Source organism: Streptomyces sp. NPDC051555, assembly GCF_044454405.1.
Classification (GTDB): domain Bacteria; phylum Actinomycetota; class Actinomycetes; order Streptomycetales; family Streptomycetaceae; genus Streptomyces.
Genome location: NZ_JBITDP010000006.1, coordinates 221,561 through 235,545, shown reverse-complemented (window position 1 = coordinate 235,545; position 13,985 = coordinate 221,561). Strand labels below are relative to the sequence as shown.

The following is a 13,985-nucleotide window of genomic DNA, read 5'->3' as shown; positions in this document are numbered from 1 at the left end:
CGGCCCCCGGACCACCGGTGTCCCCGCGTGCGGGCCCGACGTTCCGGCCCGGAGTCCGAGGCCGTCATTTGGACCGAAACACCCCCTTGGCGCGCATCTCTGACACAACCTGAGCGAAGCCGCAGGGCATTGCGCCGCAGACCACCGCAGATGCCTTCGGGTGCTGGCGCCCGGTTCAGCCCAGCGTGGCCCCGTGTCGGCGGAGTTCTGCTACCCGTCCGGCTCGTCCCGGCCCATTGCAGAATCGTTTCCCCTCTTCGCGCGGCTGGGCTCCGGGGTGAGTCGTGGTCAGGGCTCGGAACATGGCGGCCGCCCGAACAGCCCATGTCATGTTGCCGGTTGAGATGCCTTGCCCTGGACTGGTGGTCATGAGGCCGACCCGCATCAACGGCGTCGGCTCAGGCACCCCGTGCGGCCGCGGGACCTGCCCACCGGGTTCCGTCCGTCGCATCCCCCTCGTTCCGATGAAGGGAGTCAGCCGTGCCCGCATCCATATCCCGGCTGGAAGAATCACCGGTCGAACCGACGGCGACGGGTAGCGACGCCGCCCGGAACCTCGCCCACACGGCCAAGTCCGTTCCCCAGATGCAGGGGATCTCCTCCCGATGGCTGCTGCGCGTCCTGCCCTGGGTGGACGTCCCCGGCGGCACCTACCGGGTCAACCGGCGTCTGGCCTTCACGCTCGGCGACGGACGCGTGGCGTTCGACACCGCCGGTGCGCGCACCCGGGTGCTGTCCCGGACCCTGCGTCAGATCCCGCTCCTGCGGGACCTCGCCGAGGATGCGCTGCTCGACGCCGTGGCCGGGGCCTTCGAGCAGCGGCAGGTCGAGCCGGGAACCGTGCTCGCCCGTGCCGCGGAGAAGACCGATCGGCTCGTGCTCGTCGCGCGCGGGAAGGTGGACCGTTTCACCGCCGGCGCGTACACGGAGTCGGTCTCGCACGGAATTCTCGCCGAGGGGTCCTACTTCGGCGATGCGTGTCTGGCCGGGAAGAGCACCTGGGAGTACACCTACCGGGCGGTGACCGCCTGCACGGTGCTGGTCCTTCCGCGCAAGGATTTCAAGAGGATCCGCTCCGCCGCGCCACAACTCGCGGCGCACATCGCCGACTACGCCGCCCGTTCCCGGCCGGCGATGTCGCGCCGGGGCGAGGCGGACATCGCGATCGCCTCGGGACACGACGGCGAAGCCCACCTGCCCGCCACCTTCGTCGACTACGAGGTCTCGCCGCGCGAGTACCCGCTCGGCGTCGCCCAGACCGTGTTGCGGATCAACACCCGCGTCGGGGACCTGTACAACGGCCCCCAGGATCAGACGGAGCAGCAGCTGCGGCTCACGATCGAGGCCCTGCGCGAACGGCAGGAGCACGAGATGGTCAACCACCCCGAGTTCGGTCTGCTGAACAACGTCGACGCGCAGCAGCGGATCTCGACCCGGCACGGGCCGCCGACGCCGGACGATCTGGACGAGCTGGTCTCGATGCGCCGGCAGACGAAGTTCCTCCTGGCGCACCGGCGAACGATCGCCGCGTTCGCCCGCGAGTGCACCCGCGCCGGGATCTGCCCCACGGGCACCGAGTTCAACGGGCACCACGTGCTGGCCTGGCGGGGCATCCCGTTCCTGCCCTGCAACAAGATCCCCATCTCGGGCGATCTGACCAGCTCGGTGATCGCGCTGCGCACGGGCGAGGAGAGCGGCGGGGTGATCGGCCTCTACCAGAGGGGCATCGCCGACGAGTACGAACCGGGCCTGTCCGTGCGGTTCATGGGCATCGACGACCGGGCGGTGCTCTCGTACCTGGTCAGCAACTACTACTCGGTCGTTCCGCTGCTGCCCAGCGCGTTCGGTGTCCTGGAGAACGTCGAGGTCGGCCACTACAACAGGCCCCCGGAGCTGGCGTGAGCCCGCTGCCCGGGCCCACCGGGACCGGCACATCGGCCGCCCGCCGGTTCACCGGGCCGCCAACGGCCACGGCACGGCGGACCGCTGCCCGGTGGCCGGGGCCGGCAGCAGAGGCCGTGGTGGGCGGAGTGCGGCTGGAGTGTCCGCCGCCGCGCCGCGACGATCCCTGGCTGGCCGCGCGTCTCGACGAGCGCGTCCTGGCGTGGGCCGAGGAGATCGGCCTCTACCACGGGCGCCTGGAGCGGGTCCGTGAAGCGGGCTTCGGGCGGCTGGCCGCGCTCTGCTACCCGGGCGTCGAGAACGAGGACCTGCTGATGGTGCCGGCCCGCTGCACGCTCGCCATCTGGGCCATGGACGACCACTACTGCGACGACCCGTCCCTGGGCGCGACCCCCGGCCTCTTGGGATCCCGGCTGGCGGCCGCCTCCGCGGTCCTGGGCCGGGTGCACCTGCCCGACCGCTACGAGAACGCCTTCACCGCGGCCACCCGCGAGGACCCCGCGCTCGAAGGACTCCGGTCCGCCGTCGGCCACCTGCGGCGCATCACCACCCCCGATCAGTCGGAGCGGGTCCTGCACACCCTGCGGACCCTGTTCTGCGCACTCGCCCAGGAAGCCACCTGGCGTGCCACCGGCCACCGACCGCGGGTGTGGGAGTACCTGGTCAACCGGCAGGCCAACAGCTTCCTTCCCTGCATGACCGTCATCGACGCCCTGGACGGCTACCGGCTGCCCGCCGACGTCTGGGCCCGTCCCGGCGTACTCGACGCGGCCGGGACCGCGGCCCTGGCCGCCTGCATCGCCAACGACATCTACTCGGCCGCCGTCGAAGAACACACCTTCGACGGGGACTTCAACCTCCCGCGCGCCGTCCGCGACGAACAACGCTGCACACCCCAGGAGGCGCTGCGCATCAGCGCAGGCCTTCACAACGAGCTCATGGCCCGCTTCCACCAGCAGCGGGAGCACCTCGCCCACCTCGGCGGAAGCGAACTGCGGCGGTTCCTCGACGGCGTACTCGACTGGTGCGCCGGCAGCCTCGCCTGGCACCGGACCGCGGCCCGCTACCACCGGCACTCCGCCCGACCCGACCACCAACCGGACCACCAGCCCGCCCACCAGGACAAGGACCGTACATGACCGCCGCCCCCCACACCGCCCGCACCGTGCTGCGCACCGACTACCAGCGGGCCATCGCCGCCTACTGGGACAACACCCACACCGGCGACGAGGTCAACGTCCTCCTCGGCGACGTCGACGAGCTCTACCACCACCACTACGGCATCGGCGACTACGACCCTGCCGTCCTGCGCACCGAAGGAGCCGACCGCGAGGAGCGCCTCGTGCGCGAGCTCCACCGGCTGGAGAGCGCCCAGGCCGACCTCCTCCTCGACCACCTCGGTCCGATCGCCCCCGAACACCGGCTCCTGGACGCCGGATCGGGCCGTGGTGGCACCTCCTTCATGGCCCACGAGCGCTTCGGCTGCGGTGTCGACGGCGTGTCGATCTCGCAGTACCAGGTCGACTTCGCGAACGGCCAGGCCCGGGAGCACGGCGTCGACGACCACGTCCGCTTCCACTTCCGGAACATGCTCGACACCGGCCTCGAAAGCGGCTCCCGACAGGCCGTATGGACCAACGAGACCACCATGTACGTCGACCTCGACCAGGCCTTCGCCGAATTCGCACGCGCCTTGGCCCCCGGCGGACGCTACGTCTGCATCACCGGCTGCTCCAACGACCTCACCGGCGGCCGCTCCAAAGCCGTCAGCCACATCGACACCCACTACACCTGCAACATCCACCCCCGCAGCGCCTACTTCAACGCCCTCGCCGCCAACGGCCTCACCCCCATCACCGTCACCGACCTCACTCCTCAGGCCATCCCCTACTGGGAACTGCGCGCTCGATCCCACCTCGCCACCGGCATCGAGGAAGCCTTCCTGACGGCCTACAAGGAAGGCAGCTTCCACTACCTCCTCATCGCGGCGGACCGCGTCTGACGCCGGCGGACCCACACCCGTGTGGCATCCTGCGCAGACACCGGCGGGCCGGCCGTCGGCAGCGGAAAGGACCTCCCGTGACCCGTAGCGCGCTCCTGGTCGGAGCCACCGGACTGGTCGGCGGACAACTGCTGGCGCGGCTGCTGCACGATCCGCTGTATACGCGCGTCACCGTGCTGGCCCGGCGCCCGCTCGCCCTCGAACACCCGCGGCTGGACACCCGGGTGGTGGACTTCGCCGAGCTCGGGGCCGGCGACCTGGCCCTCGGGCCCGGTGGGGCCGACGTGTACGGCGCGCTGGGGACCACCATCCGGCAGGCCGGCTCGCAAGAAGCCTTCCGCGAGGTGGACCAGCACCACACCGTGCGGGTGGCCGGGCTGGCCCGGGAGGCGGGCGCCGAGCGGATCGCGGTGGTCTCCTCGGTCGGCGCGAGCTCCGGCTCCCGGACCTTCTACCTGCGGGTCAAGGGGGACATGGAAGCGGAGGTGACGGCGCTGGGCTACCCGCAGACCGAGTTCTTCCGGCCCTCCTTCATCCTCGGGCGCCGGCCTGCGCACCGCCGGGGCGAGGGGCTCGGCAGCGGCGCCGCGAGCGTGCTGGCCCCGCTGCTGGTGGGGCCCACCCGCCCCTACCGGCCGGTGCCCGCGGGCCGGCTCGCCGCGGCGATGATCGCCGCGCTGGCGGAGGACCGGCCCGGGCTCCGGGTCCGTACCCACGACGACTTCCTGACCCTCGCTCCGGAACGCGCCGCCGGCGGCCGGGCGTAACCGGTACGGCCTCCAGCTCGTTGGGGAGGCCGGTGGCGGGGTAGGGACCTGCCCCGCGAACGGAGGCGGTGCGGCGTGCAGGCTGGTGGACTCGTCGATCTGACCGGCAGGTCGTGCCTGGTCACGGGCGCTGCCAGCGGGATCGGACGGGCCACCGCGGCCCTCTTCGCCCGGCTCGGGGCCCGGGTGACCGCCGCTGACCTGGACACCGCGGGGCTCAGCGCGCTGCGGCGCGACTGCGCCGACCGGGGCGACGCCTACGAGGTGACCGTGGTGACCGGGGACGTGTCCCGGCCCGCGGACGCCGAGCGGATGACCGACGCCGCGGTGACGGCGGGCGGCGGGCTGGACGTGCTCGTCGCCAACGCGGGGATCCTGCCGCTGTCGGACCTCTTGGAAACGAGCGCGGAGGACTGGGACCGGGTGATGGCCGTCGACGGCCGCGGGATGTTCCTCTGCTGCAAGTACGCCATCGCGCAGATGGCCGGGCAGGAGACCGGCGGGTCCGTCGTCTGCGTCTCCTCGATCTCCGGCCTGGCCGGCCAGGCCCGCCAGGCCGCCTACGGGCCCGCCAAGTTCGTCGCTTCCGGGCTCACCAAGCACCTCGCGGTCGAGTGGGCCGGGCGCCGCATCAGGGTCAACGCGGTGGCCCCCGGCACCATCCGCACCGAGCGCGTCCGGCGCCTCGCGGACGAGCCCGGCGGCCCCGAGTACCTCGACCGCATCACGGCCCTTCACCCGCTCGGTAGGCTCGGCGAGCCCGCGGAAGTGGCCCGGGCCATCGCCTTCCTCGCCTCCGACGCCGCCTCCTTCATCACCGGCACCGTCCTCCCGGTCGACGGCGGATACCTGGCCCAGTAGGCCGGGCCGGCCGTGTCAGGTGCGGTGCCGGTGGCGGTTCCCGTGCCGGTTCCGGGAAGTCGGGATCCCTGTCACAAAAGCGCCGCATCGCAGTCGGCGTGCGGAGCGGCGGGTGTGTACTGGGGGCTTGCCGCGTCGAGGGGGAAGCATGCCGCGCACACCGGATCCAGGGGCACCCGAATCGGAGCACGAGGAGGAGCCGTGGCTGAGCAGCCACGAAGTCGCCGCGCTGTGGCCGATACGTACGGACTGGTTGCCCGGTACCGCCGGTCGTGCGGACGTCCGCACCCGTCGGTACGGCGGGGAGAGCCGGGGCACGTACGGGACGGCGCCGACGTACTACGACTACCATCCCGGGGATGTGCGGCGGGCCGCGGCGGCCATCGCCGAGGGTCGGGTCGACATCCCGTCGGTCTGGCGCACCGACACTCCTGAGGGCCGCCGAGCGGAATTCTGGAGCATCTTCCGGTTCCGCCTCACCTGCGGCATCGTCCTCGCCCTGGTCCTCCTCGTCCTCGGGTTGGTCGTCCACGACATCGTGTTCTGAACGCCAAGGGCGAGGGGAGCACCGGCCCGAGCAGGACTCCCCCGCAGGCCGCGGAGCAAGGGCCGGGGGGCGGCACCCGGACCTGCGAGGGAATCCCGACGGGGCCTCAGGAACTCTGCATCTCAGATGCCTCAGGCCCCAGCTCTCAGGCCCCAGTTCTCAGTTCTCAGAGCTCAGAGCTCAGAGCTCAGAGCTCAGAGCTCAGAGCTCAGAGCTCAGAGCTCAGAGCTCAGAGGATCTCGATGGAGTTGACCTTGGGCGGGCGGTTCGGGAACGTGATATCGGTCCAGCGGTTGATCCGCACGGAGTCGCCGTTGTCGTCGTAGTAGATGAGGTCGTTGTTACCGGTGGAGATCCTGTCGACCCACCAGCCTCCGAAGTTGGTCCGGCCCTTGTTCGCGTAGCAGTCCACGCTGTTGGAGCCGCCGCTGTGGGACCAGATCTTCAGGAAATTCTCGCCGCCGCGGCACTCGACGTGGTCGATGGCGTAGGCGTTGCCGGGGATGGTCAGGGTGAGCGACGCTGCCGCGGCGAATGCCACGGCGGCGGACCGGAGGAACCTCTTCGTATTCATGCGCACGCACTCTCCTTGCACAGAAAACGAGCGGCTGAGGCACCCACGAGGTCTTCGCGGGTGCACATCAAGACTCCTGTGCAATGGGTGCGCCATGCAATCAACTCGGCTGTGCACGGATGGATTTGGCGCCACGATGTCCCGTTTTCAGCATCTACGTCGAAGATGAAACGTTTAATCCTTGATGTGGCTCATTGCCGATCGGTCACGCTTCAGGCCGCGTGACCCGGGTCGCCTACGGCGCCCAGGGCCCGAGCGCGGCCTTCATCGCGTCCGTCATCGCGAGTTGCAGCAGCGGGCCGTAGGTGATCCGGCCGACGCCGAGGCGGCGGAAGCGTTCGAGGTCGTGCTTGACGGGGTGGGCCGTGGAGTTCACGGGAATGCCTACGGCGCCGATCACGACCCTGAGCAGGTCGTCGTCGTCCTGGATGCGGACCGGGTAGACGCTGTCGGCTCCGGCCCGCTCCAGGGACCGCAGTCGCTCGATCGCCTCGTCCAGGACGGCGGAGGGGTCGTCCGCGTGCAGGAAGACGTCCGTGCGCCCGTTGACCCAGACGGGGACCCCGGCGTCGTCGGCCGCCGCGCGCAGGCCGGCGACGTAGCGCGCGTGCTCCTGCGTGCTGCGCAGCCGTCCACCGTCCGAATGGACGGTGTCCTCGATGTTGAGGCCGACACCGCCGGCCTCGATGAGTCCGGCCACGAGGTCCGCGGGCTCCTGTCCGTACCCGGCCTCCAGGTCCACGGACACGGGGACGTCGACCGCCGCGATGATCGGCCTGACGGCGGCGAGGACCTCCTCGAAGGTCTGCCCCTCGTGGTCTGCGGCCCCCCGGGACTCGGCGAGCGGATGACTGCCGACCGTCAGCGCCGGAAAACCGGCCCCGACCGCCGTACGGGCCGACCAGACGTCCCACACGGTCGGCAACACGAGCGGCTTGTACGCGCCGTGCAGGTGCTTGAGGCGTTGAGCGCGCTGGGCGGTGGTGCGGAGGTCCATGCCCGGCACGCTACCCCCGGAACGGCCCGGACGGCGTGCGGGCGTACCGGCGGGCAGGCGTACCGGCGTCAGAAGGCGTAGCGGATCCTGAGCCACGGGGCATGGGTGGCGACGAGCGCGCGCAGCGTCTCGACGGCTGCGGACTTCACTCCGCCCCGGTAGCGGACGTTCCAGCTGCCGTTCTGGGAGCGTTTGGGCTCCTGGAGGTCGGGGCGCCACAGGGCATCCTCGGCGCGCGGGTGCCAGCCGAGATTGAGGTCGTGCAGGCCCTCGTTGTGCGTCAGCATGATCACTTCCGCCGCGGCCTGGTCCTTGACCGGCGCCGGCAGTACGTCGTCCAGGTGGCGCAGCAGCTCGGCCCAGTCCGTCTCCCAGCCCGGTCGCAGTACGACGGGTGAGAGGTTGAAGTGGACCTCGTACCCCGCCTCCAGGAAGTCTCCGGCTGCGGCGATGCGGCTCTCCACGGGGCTGGTGCGGATGTCCAACAGCTTGGAGTCGGCCTGCGGCATCAGGGAGAACCGGACGCGGGTCCGGCCGCGCGGGTCGAGCAGGAGGAGGTCCGGGTTGACGAACTTGGTGGCGAAGCAGGCCTTGGCGGAGGGCCACCGGGCGAAGGCCCGGATGGTGTCGCTGACGTTGTCGCTGATCAGGGCGTCGACGGAGCAGTCGCTGTTCTCTCCCACGTCGTAGACCCAAGCGGTCGGATCGCACTGGTTGGCCTCCGTCTTGGGGCCGAGGCGCGCGACGTGCCGCGAGATGTGGGCGATGATGCGGTCGCTGTTGGTGAAGACCGTGATCGGGTTGGCGTACCCCTTGCGGCGCGGGACGTAGCAGTAGGCGCAGGCCATCGCGCAGCCGTTGGCGGCGCCCGGGGCGATCCAGTCCGCCGAGCGTCCGTTGGGGCGGGTCGTGAGCGTCTTCTTCTCCCCCAGGACCAGGACCTCGCTCTTGATCCGAACCCACCGGTCGACGTTCCCCGCATTGCCGTGCAGGTCCGGAATGTTCCAGTGCGAGTCCACGGGGACGATCTCGGCGTCCGGGAAGCGGGCGAGGACCTGCCTGCCGCGCGGGGAGGCCGCGGCGGCGGGCTCGGCGCGGATCTCGCGTACCGCGAGCAGGCGTCGGGCGGCCGGGGTGTCGCGGAAGAGCGGACCGGTGCCGGGCGGGGGAAGGCGTTCCTGCCCCGTGTCGAGGTCGTCGAGGGCGAACAGTGCGTCCGGGTCACCACCCGCCGGTCGGTCCCGGTGGGGCGGTGCTCCCTCGTGTCGCTCCTGGCCCATGTGCGGCTCCTGCGGGATCTCGGCCTCAGGCATCCTGGATTCCCTCGTCGCGGTCGGATGCCGGCCAGACGTACGGCAGGTCGTTCGGCACCCCCGGGAAGTGCCCGACGTAGAAGTCCGGGTCCTTGCGCACCAGCGCCGACTGGTGGCTGCGGTGGAAGTCCGGTGCGCCGAGCCAGGGCGGCAGGTCGCCGTCCGCTTCCAGTTCGTCCTGCGTCCTCGGCGCGCCACCCGGTAGCCATCCGCGGAAGTCCTGGACCAGCGTGACGGCGCAGGTGTCACGACGTCCCTCGGCCGTCCAGACCGAGCACACGTCGAGTCCGTAGCGCACGAGAGCCTCCTCGTAGCCCGCCCACATCCGTACGGCCGGGTGTCGGCGCCAGCCGTACCCCGGCACGACCAGACCGCGCAGCACCTGCACGGCTTCGACCCGCTGCTTCCCGAGCCTGCGCCCGTCGAGCACAGCTGCCGTGGCCCGGAACGATGCGAACGGAAGGAACGTCTGCACGGCGCTCTCCTCACCTCCTACGACACGCTCTCAGCCCTTTCAGCCCATCGCCCGGTGGCGACGGAGCGGCTCTCCCTCGAACGGGGAGAGCCGCTTCCAGGTACCGCTGTCCGGGCGCACCTGTCAGGCGTGCCGGTGGGAGTGCCGACCGCCGGTCACGAGGCGGTACAGCGCCAGGAGGATGACGGAGCCGACGATGGCCGCGATCCAGGTGGAGAGGTCGAAGAAGCCGTCGATCGAGTCGACGCCGAGGATGACCTTGCCGAGCCAACCACCGAGCAGGCCGCCGGCGATGCCGATGAGCATGGTGATGATGATGCCGCCCGGGTCCTTGCCCGGCATGATCGCCTTCGCGATGATGCCGGCGAGCAGACCGATGACGATCCAGGCGATGACGCCCATGGTGGGTCTCCTACCTCGTGATGTGTGGTCGGTGTCAACACCGCGTCTGCACCGTCTGAACGTTTCCAAACCCCCTGCGGACGTCGTCGCGTCCACCTCGGCGGTGGAAGGTGCCCGGAAGGTGCGGACGATTCCCGCGGCCCCGCAGGTGCACACCGCCGCGAACGGGGCAGGCGCGCCACCGACCTGGTGGACCTCAGAAAGGACGACACCATGGCGCGACCGAGGATCCTCGTGGTGGGTGCGGGCTTCGCAGGAGTGGAATGCGTACGCCGTCTGGAGCGCGGCCTGTCCCCCGGCGAGGCCGACATCTGCGTGGTCACTCCGCACTCCTACCAGCTGTACCTGCCCCTCCTCCCCCAGGTGGCCTCCGGGGTCCTGACCCCGCAGTCCATCGCCGTGTCCCTGCGCCGCAGCAGCCGCCACCGCACGCGCATCGTTCCCGGCACGGCGATCGGCGTCGACACCACGGCCAAGGTCGTCATCGTCCGCAAGATCACCGGCGAGGTGATCGACCGGCCGTACGACCACCTCGTACTGGCACCCGGCAGCGTCACCCGCACCTTCGACATTCCGGGGCTACTGGACCACGCGCGGGGCATGAAGACCCTCGCCGAGGCCGCGTACCTGCGGGACCACGTCATCGCCCAGCTCGATCTCGCGGATGCGAGTGAGGACGAGGACGAGAGGGCGGCCCGGCTGTGCTTCGTCGTGGTCGGAGGTGGGTACGCGGGCACCGAGACGGCCGCGTGCCTCCAGCGGCTGACGGACCACGCGGTGAAGCGGTACCCGCGGCTGGACGCCCGGCAGATCAGCTGGCACCTGCTGGACACGGCGCCCAAGCTGATGCCCGAGCTGGGCGACTCCCTGGGCCGCGCGGCGCTGGAGATCATGCGGCGGCGCGGCATCCGTGTCTCGCTGGGGGTCGGCGTCGCCAAGGCGGGGCCCGAGGAAGTGACGCTCACCGACGGGCGGATCCTGGCGACCCGAACGCTGATCTGGACGGCCGGCGTCGCGGCGAGCCCGCTGATCGCCACCATGGATGCGCAGACGGAGAAGGGACGGCTGCTGGTGACACCGCAGATGACGGTGCCACAGGCGGCCGGAGTGTTCGCTCTGGGAGACGCCGCCGCCGTTCCGGACCTGGCCAAGGGCGGGACCGGGGCGATCTGCCCGCCGACCGCTCAGCACGCGCTGCGCCAAGGACGCGTCCTGGCCGACAACCTGGTCGCCTCGCTGCGCGGGCAGCCGCTGCGGTCGTACGTCCACAGGGACCTCGGCCTAGTCGTGGACCTCGGTGGCACCGACGCCGTGTCCAAGCCCCTGGGCGTCCCGCTGCGCGGCCTGCCGGCCCAGGCGGTGGCCCGGGGGTACCACTGGTCGGCGCTGCGCACGAACGTGGCCAAGACCCGGGTGATGACCAACTGGCTGCTGAACGCGGTGGCCGGCGACGACTTCGTCCGCACCGGCTTCCAGTCCGCGCGGCCGCCCACGCTGCGGGAGTTCGAGGACCGCGACATGTACTTGACGCCGGCGCAGGTCCGGGAGCACACGCGGAGTCTGCTGGCCGCTGGTTGACCGGAGCGGGGCGGCGGACCCTCGGCGGCCCGGCTCCCCGCTCCACCTGTGCGATGTGAGCACCGAGTGCCTCGCCCAGGCTTGTCGGGGACCGACCGATCGCACGGGCGGCACAGCACGCGCCTTCGGTTCAGGGCGTCCAGTACTGGGCGAGGGCTCCTTCGCGGTAGGGGTCCGGGCTGACGCTGAGGTCGCCGGAGAAGGGGCGGTCCAGGACGAAGACCAACAGCAGGCTGAAGCCGATCAGCCCGGATACCGAAGCGATGAACATGATCTGCACCCGAAGCTTGCGCAGACCGTAGAGGAACGTGAGCGGCACCAGGACGATCGCACCGCCGAAGGCCAAAGCCTGGAGCAGCGGGGGCAGTTCCTGGCGGGCCATGGTCAGGCGGGCACGGCGCTGGGAGGCGACGTCGTTGAGGTGGTCGACGGCTTGTTCGTAGAAGACGCGCTCCGTCTGGCTCTTCGGATCGTACGCCTGGAGCACCCGGAAGGCGGATTGCAGGTGTACCTCCGTGGCTCCGTAGCTGGGTCGTCCCGCGCGCATCAGGGGCCACTGGTCCTCGACGACCGCATGGACGTACCCGCTGATGGCCGCATCGAGACCGGCACGCACCGGCTCCGGGAACGCGGCGGCGTCCCGGGTGATGAGCGCCGCGTCGGTGGCCTCGGAGGCGACGATGGTCTGGGTGGCCTCCAACTGCGTCCACAGGGTGACGATGACGAAGGCGAGGATGATCCCGTAGATCGCACCGAACATGCCCAGCGTCACACCGACCATGTCGTTGTGCTCTCCTCGGGCCAACGACGGATACCTGCGACGCAGCAGCAAGCTGCCGGCGACGGCCAGAAGAACGGTTCCTCCGACGGCGACGGCGGCCAGGGCGAAGGTACTGAAATGGTTGAGAAGCCAGAGCGACATGAGCGCCGAGTTTAGGTGCGCGGACCGACCGGTTGCAGCACCATGCCCCCTCGCACCACTCGTACGGGGCACCGGATCGAACGGGGTGATCAGGCGCCACCAGGCCGTGACTTCTTGTGGGGGGCCACGCAAAGAACGTACAAGACCGCGCGGGGGCGTACCCGGCAGTCTCGGGCCATGAGCAACGAGGCGATCAACGAATCGGTCGACGACCACGAGAACAGCGGGAACAGCGGGAGCGACGGAATCGGGGGGAACGGGGACAGCTGGGAGAACGGGGAGAACGGGGAGAACGGCGGGCAGGTCGGCGTGGGCGGCGGCGCGGACGGGCCCGTGCGGTTCGATACCAAAATCGCGGTGCTGCTGCGCGACGACCTGGAGACGTGGCAGCGACTGAACGTCACCGCCTTCCTCGTCAGCGGGCTCGGAACGGTCCTCCCCGAGGTGGTCGGCGAGCCGTACCGGGACGCCGACGGCAGCTCCTACCTGCCGATGTTCCGCCAGCCCGTGCTGGTCTTCGAGGGCGGGAAGGAGGCGGTGACGGCGGCGCACGAGAGGGCGCTGCGCCGTGGGCTACCGACCGCGGTGTTCACGTCGGACCTGTTCGCCACGGGCCACGACCGGGCGAACCGGGCAGCGGTGGCGGCGGTGCGCAAGGACCAGCTCGACCTGGTCGGGATCGCCGTCCACGGGCCGCGCAACTCCGTGGACAAGGTCCTCAAGGGCGCCCGCATGCACGGGTGAGGGCCGGTGGACAACGGTACGGGGGCGCCGTTGACGCCGGTGCGGGGAGATGTGGGGAGGTGCAGGGAGGTGGTGGGGTGGACCCGCCCGTACCGTCCGGTCAGGGCAGCTCCGCCAGTTGACCCTCGCCGACGATCGCCACGGAGCCGCCGACCTCCATGGTGTGGACCGATCCTCCGTCGCCGTGTGCGCTGATGGTCATTTCGCTCGGCCGGCCGGTGAAGCGGCCCTGCCGCAACAGGGTGGGCACTCCGTCGCCGATGCGGCCGTGGCGGCGCAGGTACGCGGCGGCGCAGCCCGCCCCACTACCGGTGGCCGTGTCTTCGGGTGCTCTCGTAGCGCCGTGGTCCGCTGCGGCGGGTGGCCACGCGTACCGTGCGGGCGGTCAGTCGGAGGGCCCACACCGCCTCCTGGCCGGTGGTGTCGCGAACGTCCTCCAGCGCGTGCAGCACGGCCGCGGCGCCGATGAGGGGGTGCCCCGCGAAGTCGAGTTCGCCGGCGAGGTCGAAGATCCGCGCCCGGTGGGTCCGCGGTCGTGCGAGGTCCTGCGTCAGGAACACCGACTCGAAGTGGCGCAGTTCCCTGGTGATGGCCAGCATCTGTGCGGCGGTGAGTCCTTGGGCTTCGGGGAAGACGGCCAGGCTGTTCCCCGTGTAGGGGCGGCCGGTGAAGACGTCGACGTGGAGGTAGCGCACGGGGTGCTCCTTGAGCGGGACGGGGCGGGGATGCGCGGGCATGGGTGAGGTGCGCTTCGGCGCTTCGGCGTGGCGACGCTTCGGCGTGTCGGCCGTCGCATGCGTCAGGTTCGCGCTGTCGCCGCTCTTGGACACGCTCACCGGCTTCGTCGCCCTCGCCGGTCCGGGACGCCGCGCCGTGCACCTGCCGGGGCTCGCCTCGGTGC

General features: G+C 70.9%; 16 protein-coding genes. 8 read left to right on the top strand and 8 right to left on the bottom strand.

What is annotated here, in order from left to right; translation table 11 throughout:
- Nucleotides 1-480 precede the first annotated feature (480 nt).
- The 6 genes from ACIBEA_RS15860 (at nt 481) to ACIBEA_RS15835 (ending at nt 6,079) form a co-directional block, all read left to right on the top strand.
- Nucleotides 481-1,902 (top strand): family 2B encapsulin nanocompartment shell protein, encoded by a 1,422-nt coding sequence (locus ACIBEA_RS15860; RefSeq protein WP_399261127.1) that lies wholly within the window; start codon nt 481-483, stop codon nt 1,900-1,902.
- Nucleotides 1,899-3,041, top strand: a complete 1,143-nt coding sequence (locus tag ACIBEA_RS15855) for a Camphene synthase (protein ID WP_399261125.1) — start codon at nt 1,899-1,901, stop codon at nt 3,039-3,041. The genes ACIBEA_RS15860 and ACIBEA_RS15855 overlap by 4 nt, the downstream gene beginning before the upstream one ends.
- Nucleotides 3,038-3,904, top strand: a complete 867-nt coding sequence (locus ACIBEA_RS15850) for a geranyl diphosphate 2-C-methyltransferase (protein WP_399261123.1) — start codon at nt 3,038-3,040, stop codon at nt 3,902-3,904. The genes ACIBEA_RS15855 and ACIBEA_RS15850 overlap by 4 nt, the downstream gene beginning before the upstream one ends.
- 77 nt (nt 3,905-3,981) lie before the next feature.
- Nucleotides 3,982-4,671, top strand: coding sequence for an NAD(P)H-binding protein (locus tag ACIBEA_RS15845; protein ID WP_399261121.1), 690 nt, complete (start codon nt 3,982-3,984; stop codon nt 4,669-4,671).
- 75 nt (nt 4,672-4,746) lie between these two features.
- Entirely contained in the window at nt 4,747-5,532 is a 786-nt protein-coding gene (locus ACIBEA_RS15840; protein WP_399261120.1) for an SDR family NAD(P)-dependent oxidoreductase, read from the top strand.
- 148 nt (nt 5,533-5,680) lie between these two features.
- Nucleotides 5,681-6,079, top strand: coding sequence for a hypothetical protein (locus tag ACIBEA_RS15835; RefSeq protein ID WP_399261118.1), 399 nt, complete (start codon nt 5,681-5,683; stop codon nt 6,077-6,079).
- A 229-nt stretch (nt 6,080-6,308) separates the two neighbouring features.
- On the opposite strand, the gene ACIBEA_RS15830 is transcribed toward ACIBEA_RS15835, so the two are convergent.
- The 5 genes from ACIBEA_RS15830 to ACIBEA_RS15810 all read right to left on the bottom strand — a co-directional run bounded on the left by ACIBEA_RS15830 (nt 6,309) and on the right by ACIBEA_RS15810 (nt 9,840).
- Entirely contained in the window at nt 6,309-6,653 is a 345-nt protein-coding gene (locus ACIBEA_RS15830; protein ID WP_399261116.1) for a beta/gamma crystallin domain-containing protein, read from the bottom strand.
- A 235-nt stretch (nt 6,654-6,888) separates the two neighbouring features.
- On the bottom strand, nt 6,889-7,650 hold the full coding sequence (locus ACIBEA_RS15825; RefSeq protein ID WP_399261114.1) for an isocitrate lyase/phosphoenolpyruvate mutase family protein: 762 nt from the start codon (nt 7,648-7,650) through the stop codon (nt 6,889-6,891).
- Between the two features lie 68 nt (nt 7,651-7,718).
- Nucleotides 7,719-8,930 (bottom strand): spore photoproduct lyase family protein, encoded by a 1,212-nt coding sequence (locus ACIBEA_RS15820; RefSeq protein ID WP_399261446.1) that lies wholly within the window; start codon nt 8,928-8,930, stop codon nt 7,719-7,721.
- A gap of 25 nt (nt 8,931-8,955) precedes the next feature.
- On the bottom strand, nt 8,956-9,438 hold the full coding sequence (locus ACIBEA_RS15815; RefSeq protein ID WP_399261112.1) for an MSMEG_6728 family protein: 483 nt from the start codon (nt 9,436-9,438) through the stop codon (nt 8,956-8,958).
- Between the two features lie 123 nt (nt 9,439-9,561).
- Nucleotides 9,562-9,840 (bottom strand): GlsB/YeaQ/YmgE family stress response membrane protein, encoded by a 279-nt coding sequence (locus ACIBEA_RS15810; RefSeq protein WP_399261110.1) that lies wholly within the window; start codon nt 9,838-9,840, stop codon nt 9,562-9,564.
- A gap of 213 nt (nt 9,841-10,053) precedes the next feature.
- Between ACIBEA_RS15810 and ACIBEA_RS15805 the strand changes: the two genes are divergently transcribed.
- The gene (locus ACIBEA_RS15805; RefSeq protein WP_399261108.1) at nt 10,054-11,418 is read left to right on the top strand and encodes an NAD(P)/FAD-dependent oxidoreductase; all 1,365 of its coding nucleotides are present in this window, start codon (nt 10,054-10,056) and stop codon (nt 11,416-11,418) included.
- A gap of 130 nt (nt 11,419-11,548) precedes the next feature.
- On the opposite strand, the gene ACIBEA_RS15800 is transcribed toward ACIBEA_RS15805, so the two are convergent.
- Nucleotides 11,549-12,340 carry a DUF4239 domain-containing protein gene (locus ACIBEA_RS15800; protein WP_399261106.1) on the bottom strand — a complete coding sequence of 264 codons (792 nt, stop codon included), beginning with the start codon at nt 12,338-12,340 and terminating at the stop codon, nt 11,549-11,551.
- A 309-nt stretch (nt 12,341-12,649) separates the two neighbouring features.
- On the opposite strand from ACIBEA_RS15800, the gene ACIBEA_RS15795 reads away from it, so the two are divergent.
- Nucleotides 12,650-13,084 carry a DUF2000 family protein gene (locus ACIBEA_RS15795; protein WP_399261444.1) on the top strand — a complete coding sequence of 145 codons (435 nt, stop codon included), beginning with the start codon at nt 12,650-12,652 and terminating at the stop codon, nt 13,082-13,084.
- A 100-nt stretch (nt 13,085-13,184) separates the two neighbouring features.
- Here the strand turns inward: ACIBEA_RS15795 and ACIBEA_RS15790 are convergent, their stop codons facing one another.
- Together ACIBEA_RS15790 and ACIBEA_RS15785 are read right to left on the bottom strand one after the other, a co-directional pair.
- Nucleotides 13,185-13,364, bottom strand: coding sequence for a hypothetical protein (locus tag ACIBEA_RS15790; RefSeq protein ID WP_399261442.1), 180 nt, complete (start codon nt 13,362-13,364; stop codon nt 13,185-13,187).
- Between the two features lie 25 nt (nt 13,365-13,389).
- On the bottom strand, nt 13,390-13,920 hold the full coding sequence (locus ACIBEA_RS15785; protein WP_399261104.1) for a PhzF family phenazine biosynthesis protein: 531 nt from the start codon (nt 13,918-13,920) through the stop codon (nt 13,390-13,392).
- Nucleotides 13,921-13,985 lie beyond the last annotated feature (65 nt).

What these genes read in the sequence shown, in the direction of transcription:
- ACIBEA_RS15820 (WP_399261446.1), bottom strand. Translation starts at nt 8,930, where the DNA reads ATGGGCCAGGAGCGACACGAGGGAGCACCGCCCCACCGGGACCGACCG.
- ACIBEA_RS15805 (WP_399261108.1), top strand. Translation starts at nt 10,054, where the DNA reads ATGGCGCGACCGAGGATCCTCGTGGTGGGTGCGGGCTTCGCAGGAGTG.
- ACIBEA_RS15835 (WP_399261118.1), top strand. Translation starts at nt 5,681, where the DNA reads ATGCCGCGCACACCGGATCCAGGGGCACCCGAATCGGAGCACGAGGAG.
- ACIBEA_RS15800 (WP_399261106.1), bottom strand. Translation starts at nt 12,340, where the DNA reads ATGTCGCTCTGGCTTCTCAACCATTTCAGTACCTTCGCCCTGGCCGCC.
- ACIBEA_RS15825 (WP_399261114.1), bottom strand. Translation starts at nt 7,650, where the DNA reads ATGGACCTCCGCACCACCGCCCAGCGCGCTCAACGCCTCAAGCACCTG.
- ACIBEA_RS15810 (WP_399261110.1), bottom strand. Translation starts at nt 9,840, where the DNA reads ATGGGCGTCATCGCCTGGATCGTCATCGGTCTGCTCGCCGGCATCATC.
- ACIBEA_RS15830 (WP_399261116.1), bottom strand. Translation starts at nt 6,653, where the DNA reads ATGAATACGAAGAGGTTCCTCCGGTCCGCCGCCGTGGCATTCGCCGCG.
- ACIBEA_RS15850 (WP_399261123.1), top strand. Translation starts at nt 3,038, where the DNA reads ATGACCGCCGCCCCCCACACCGCCCGCACCGTGCTGCGCACCGACTAC.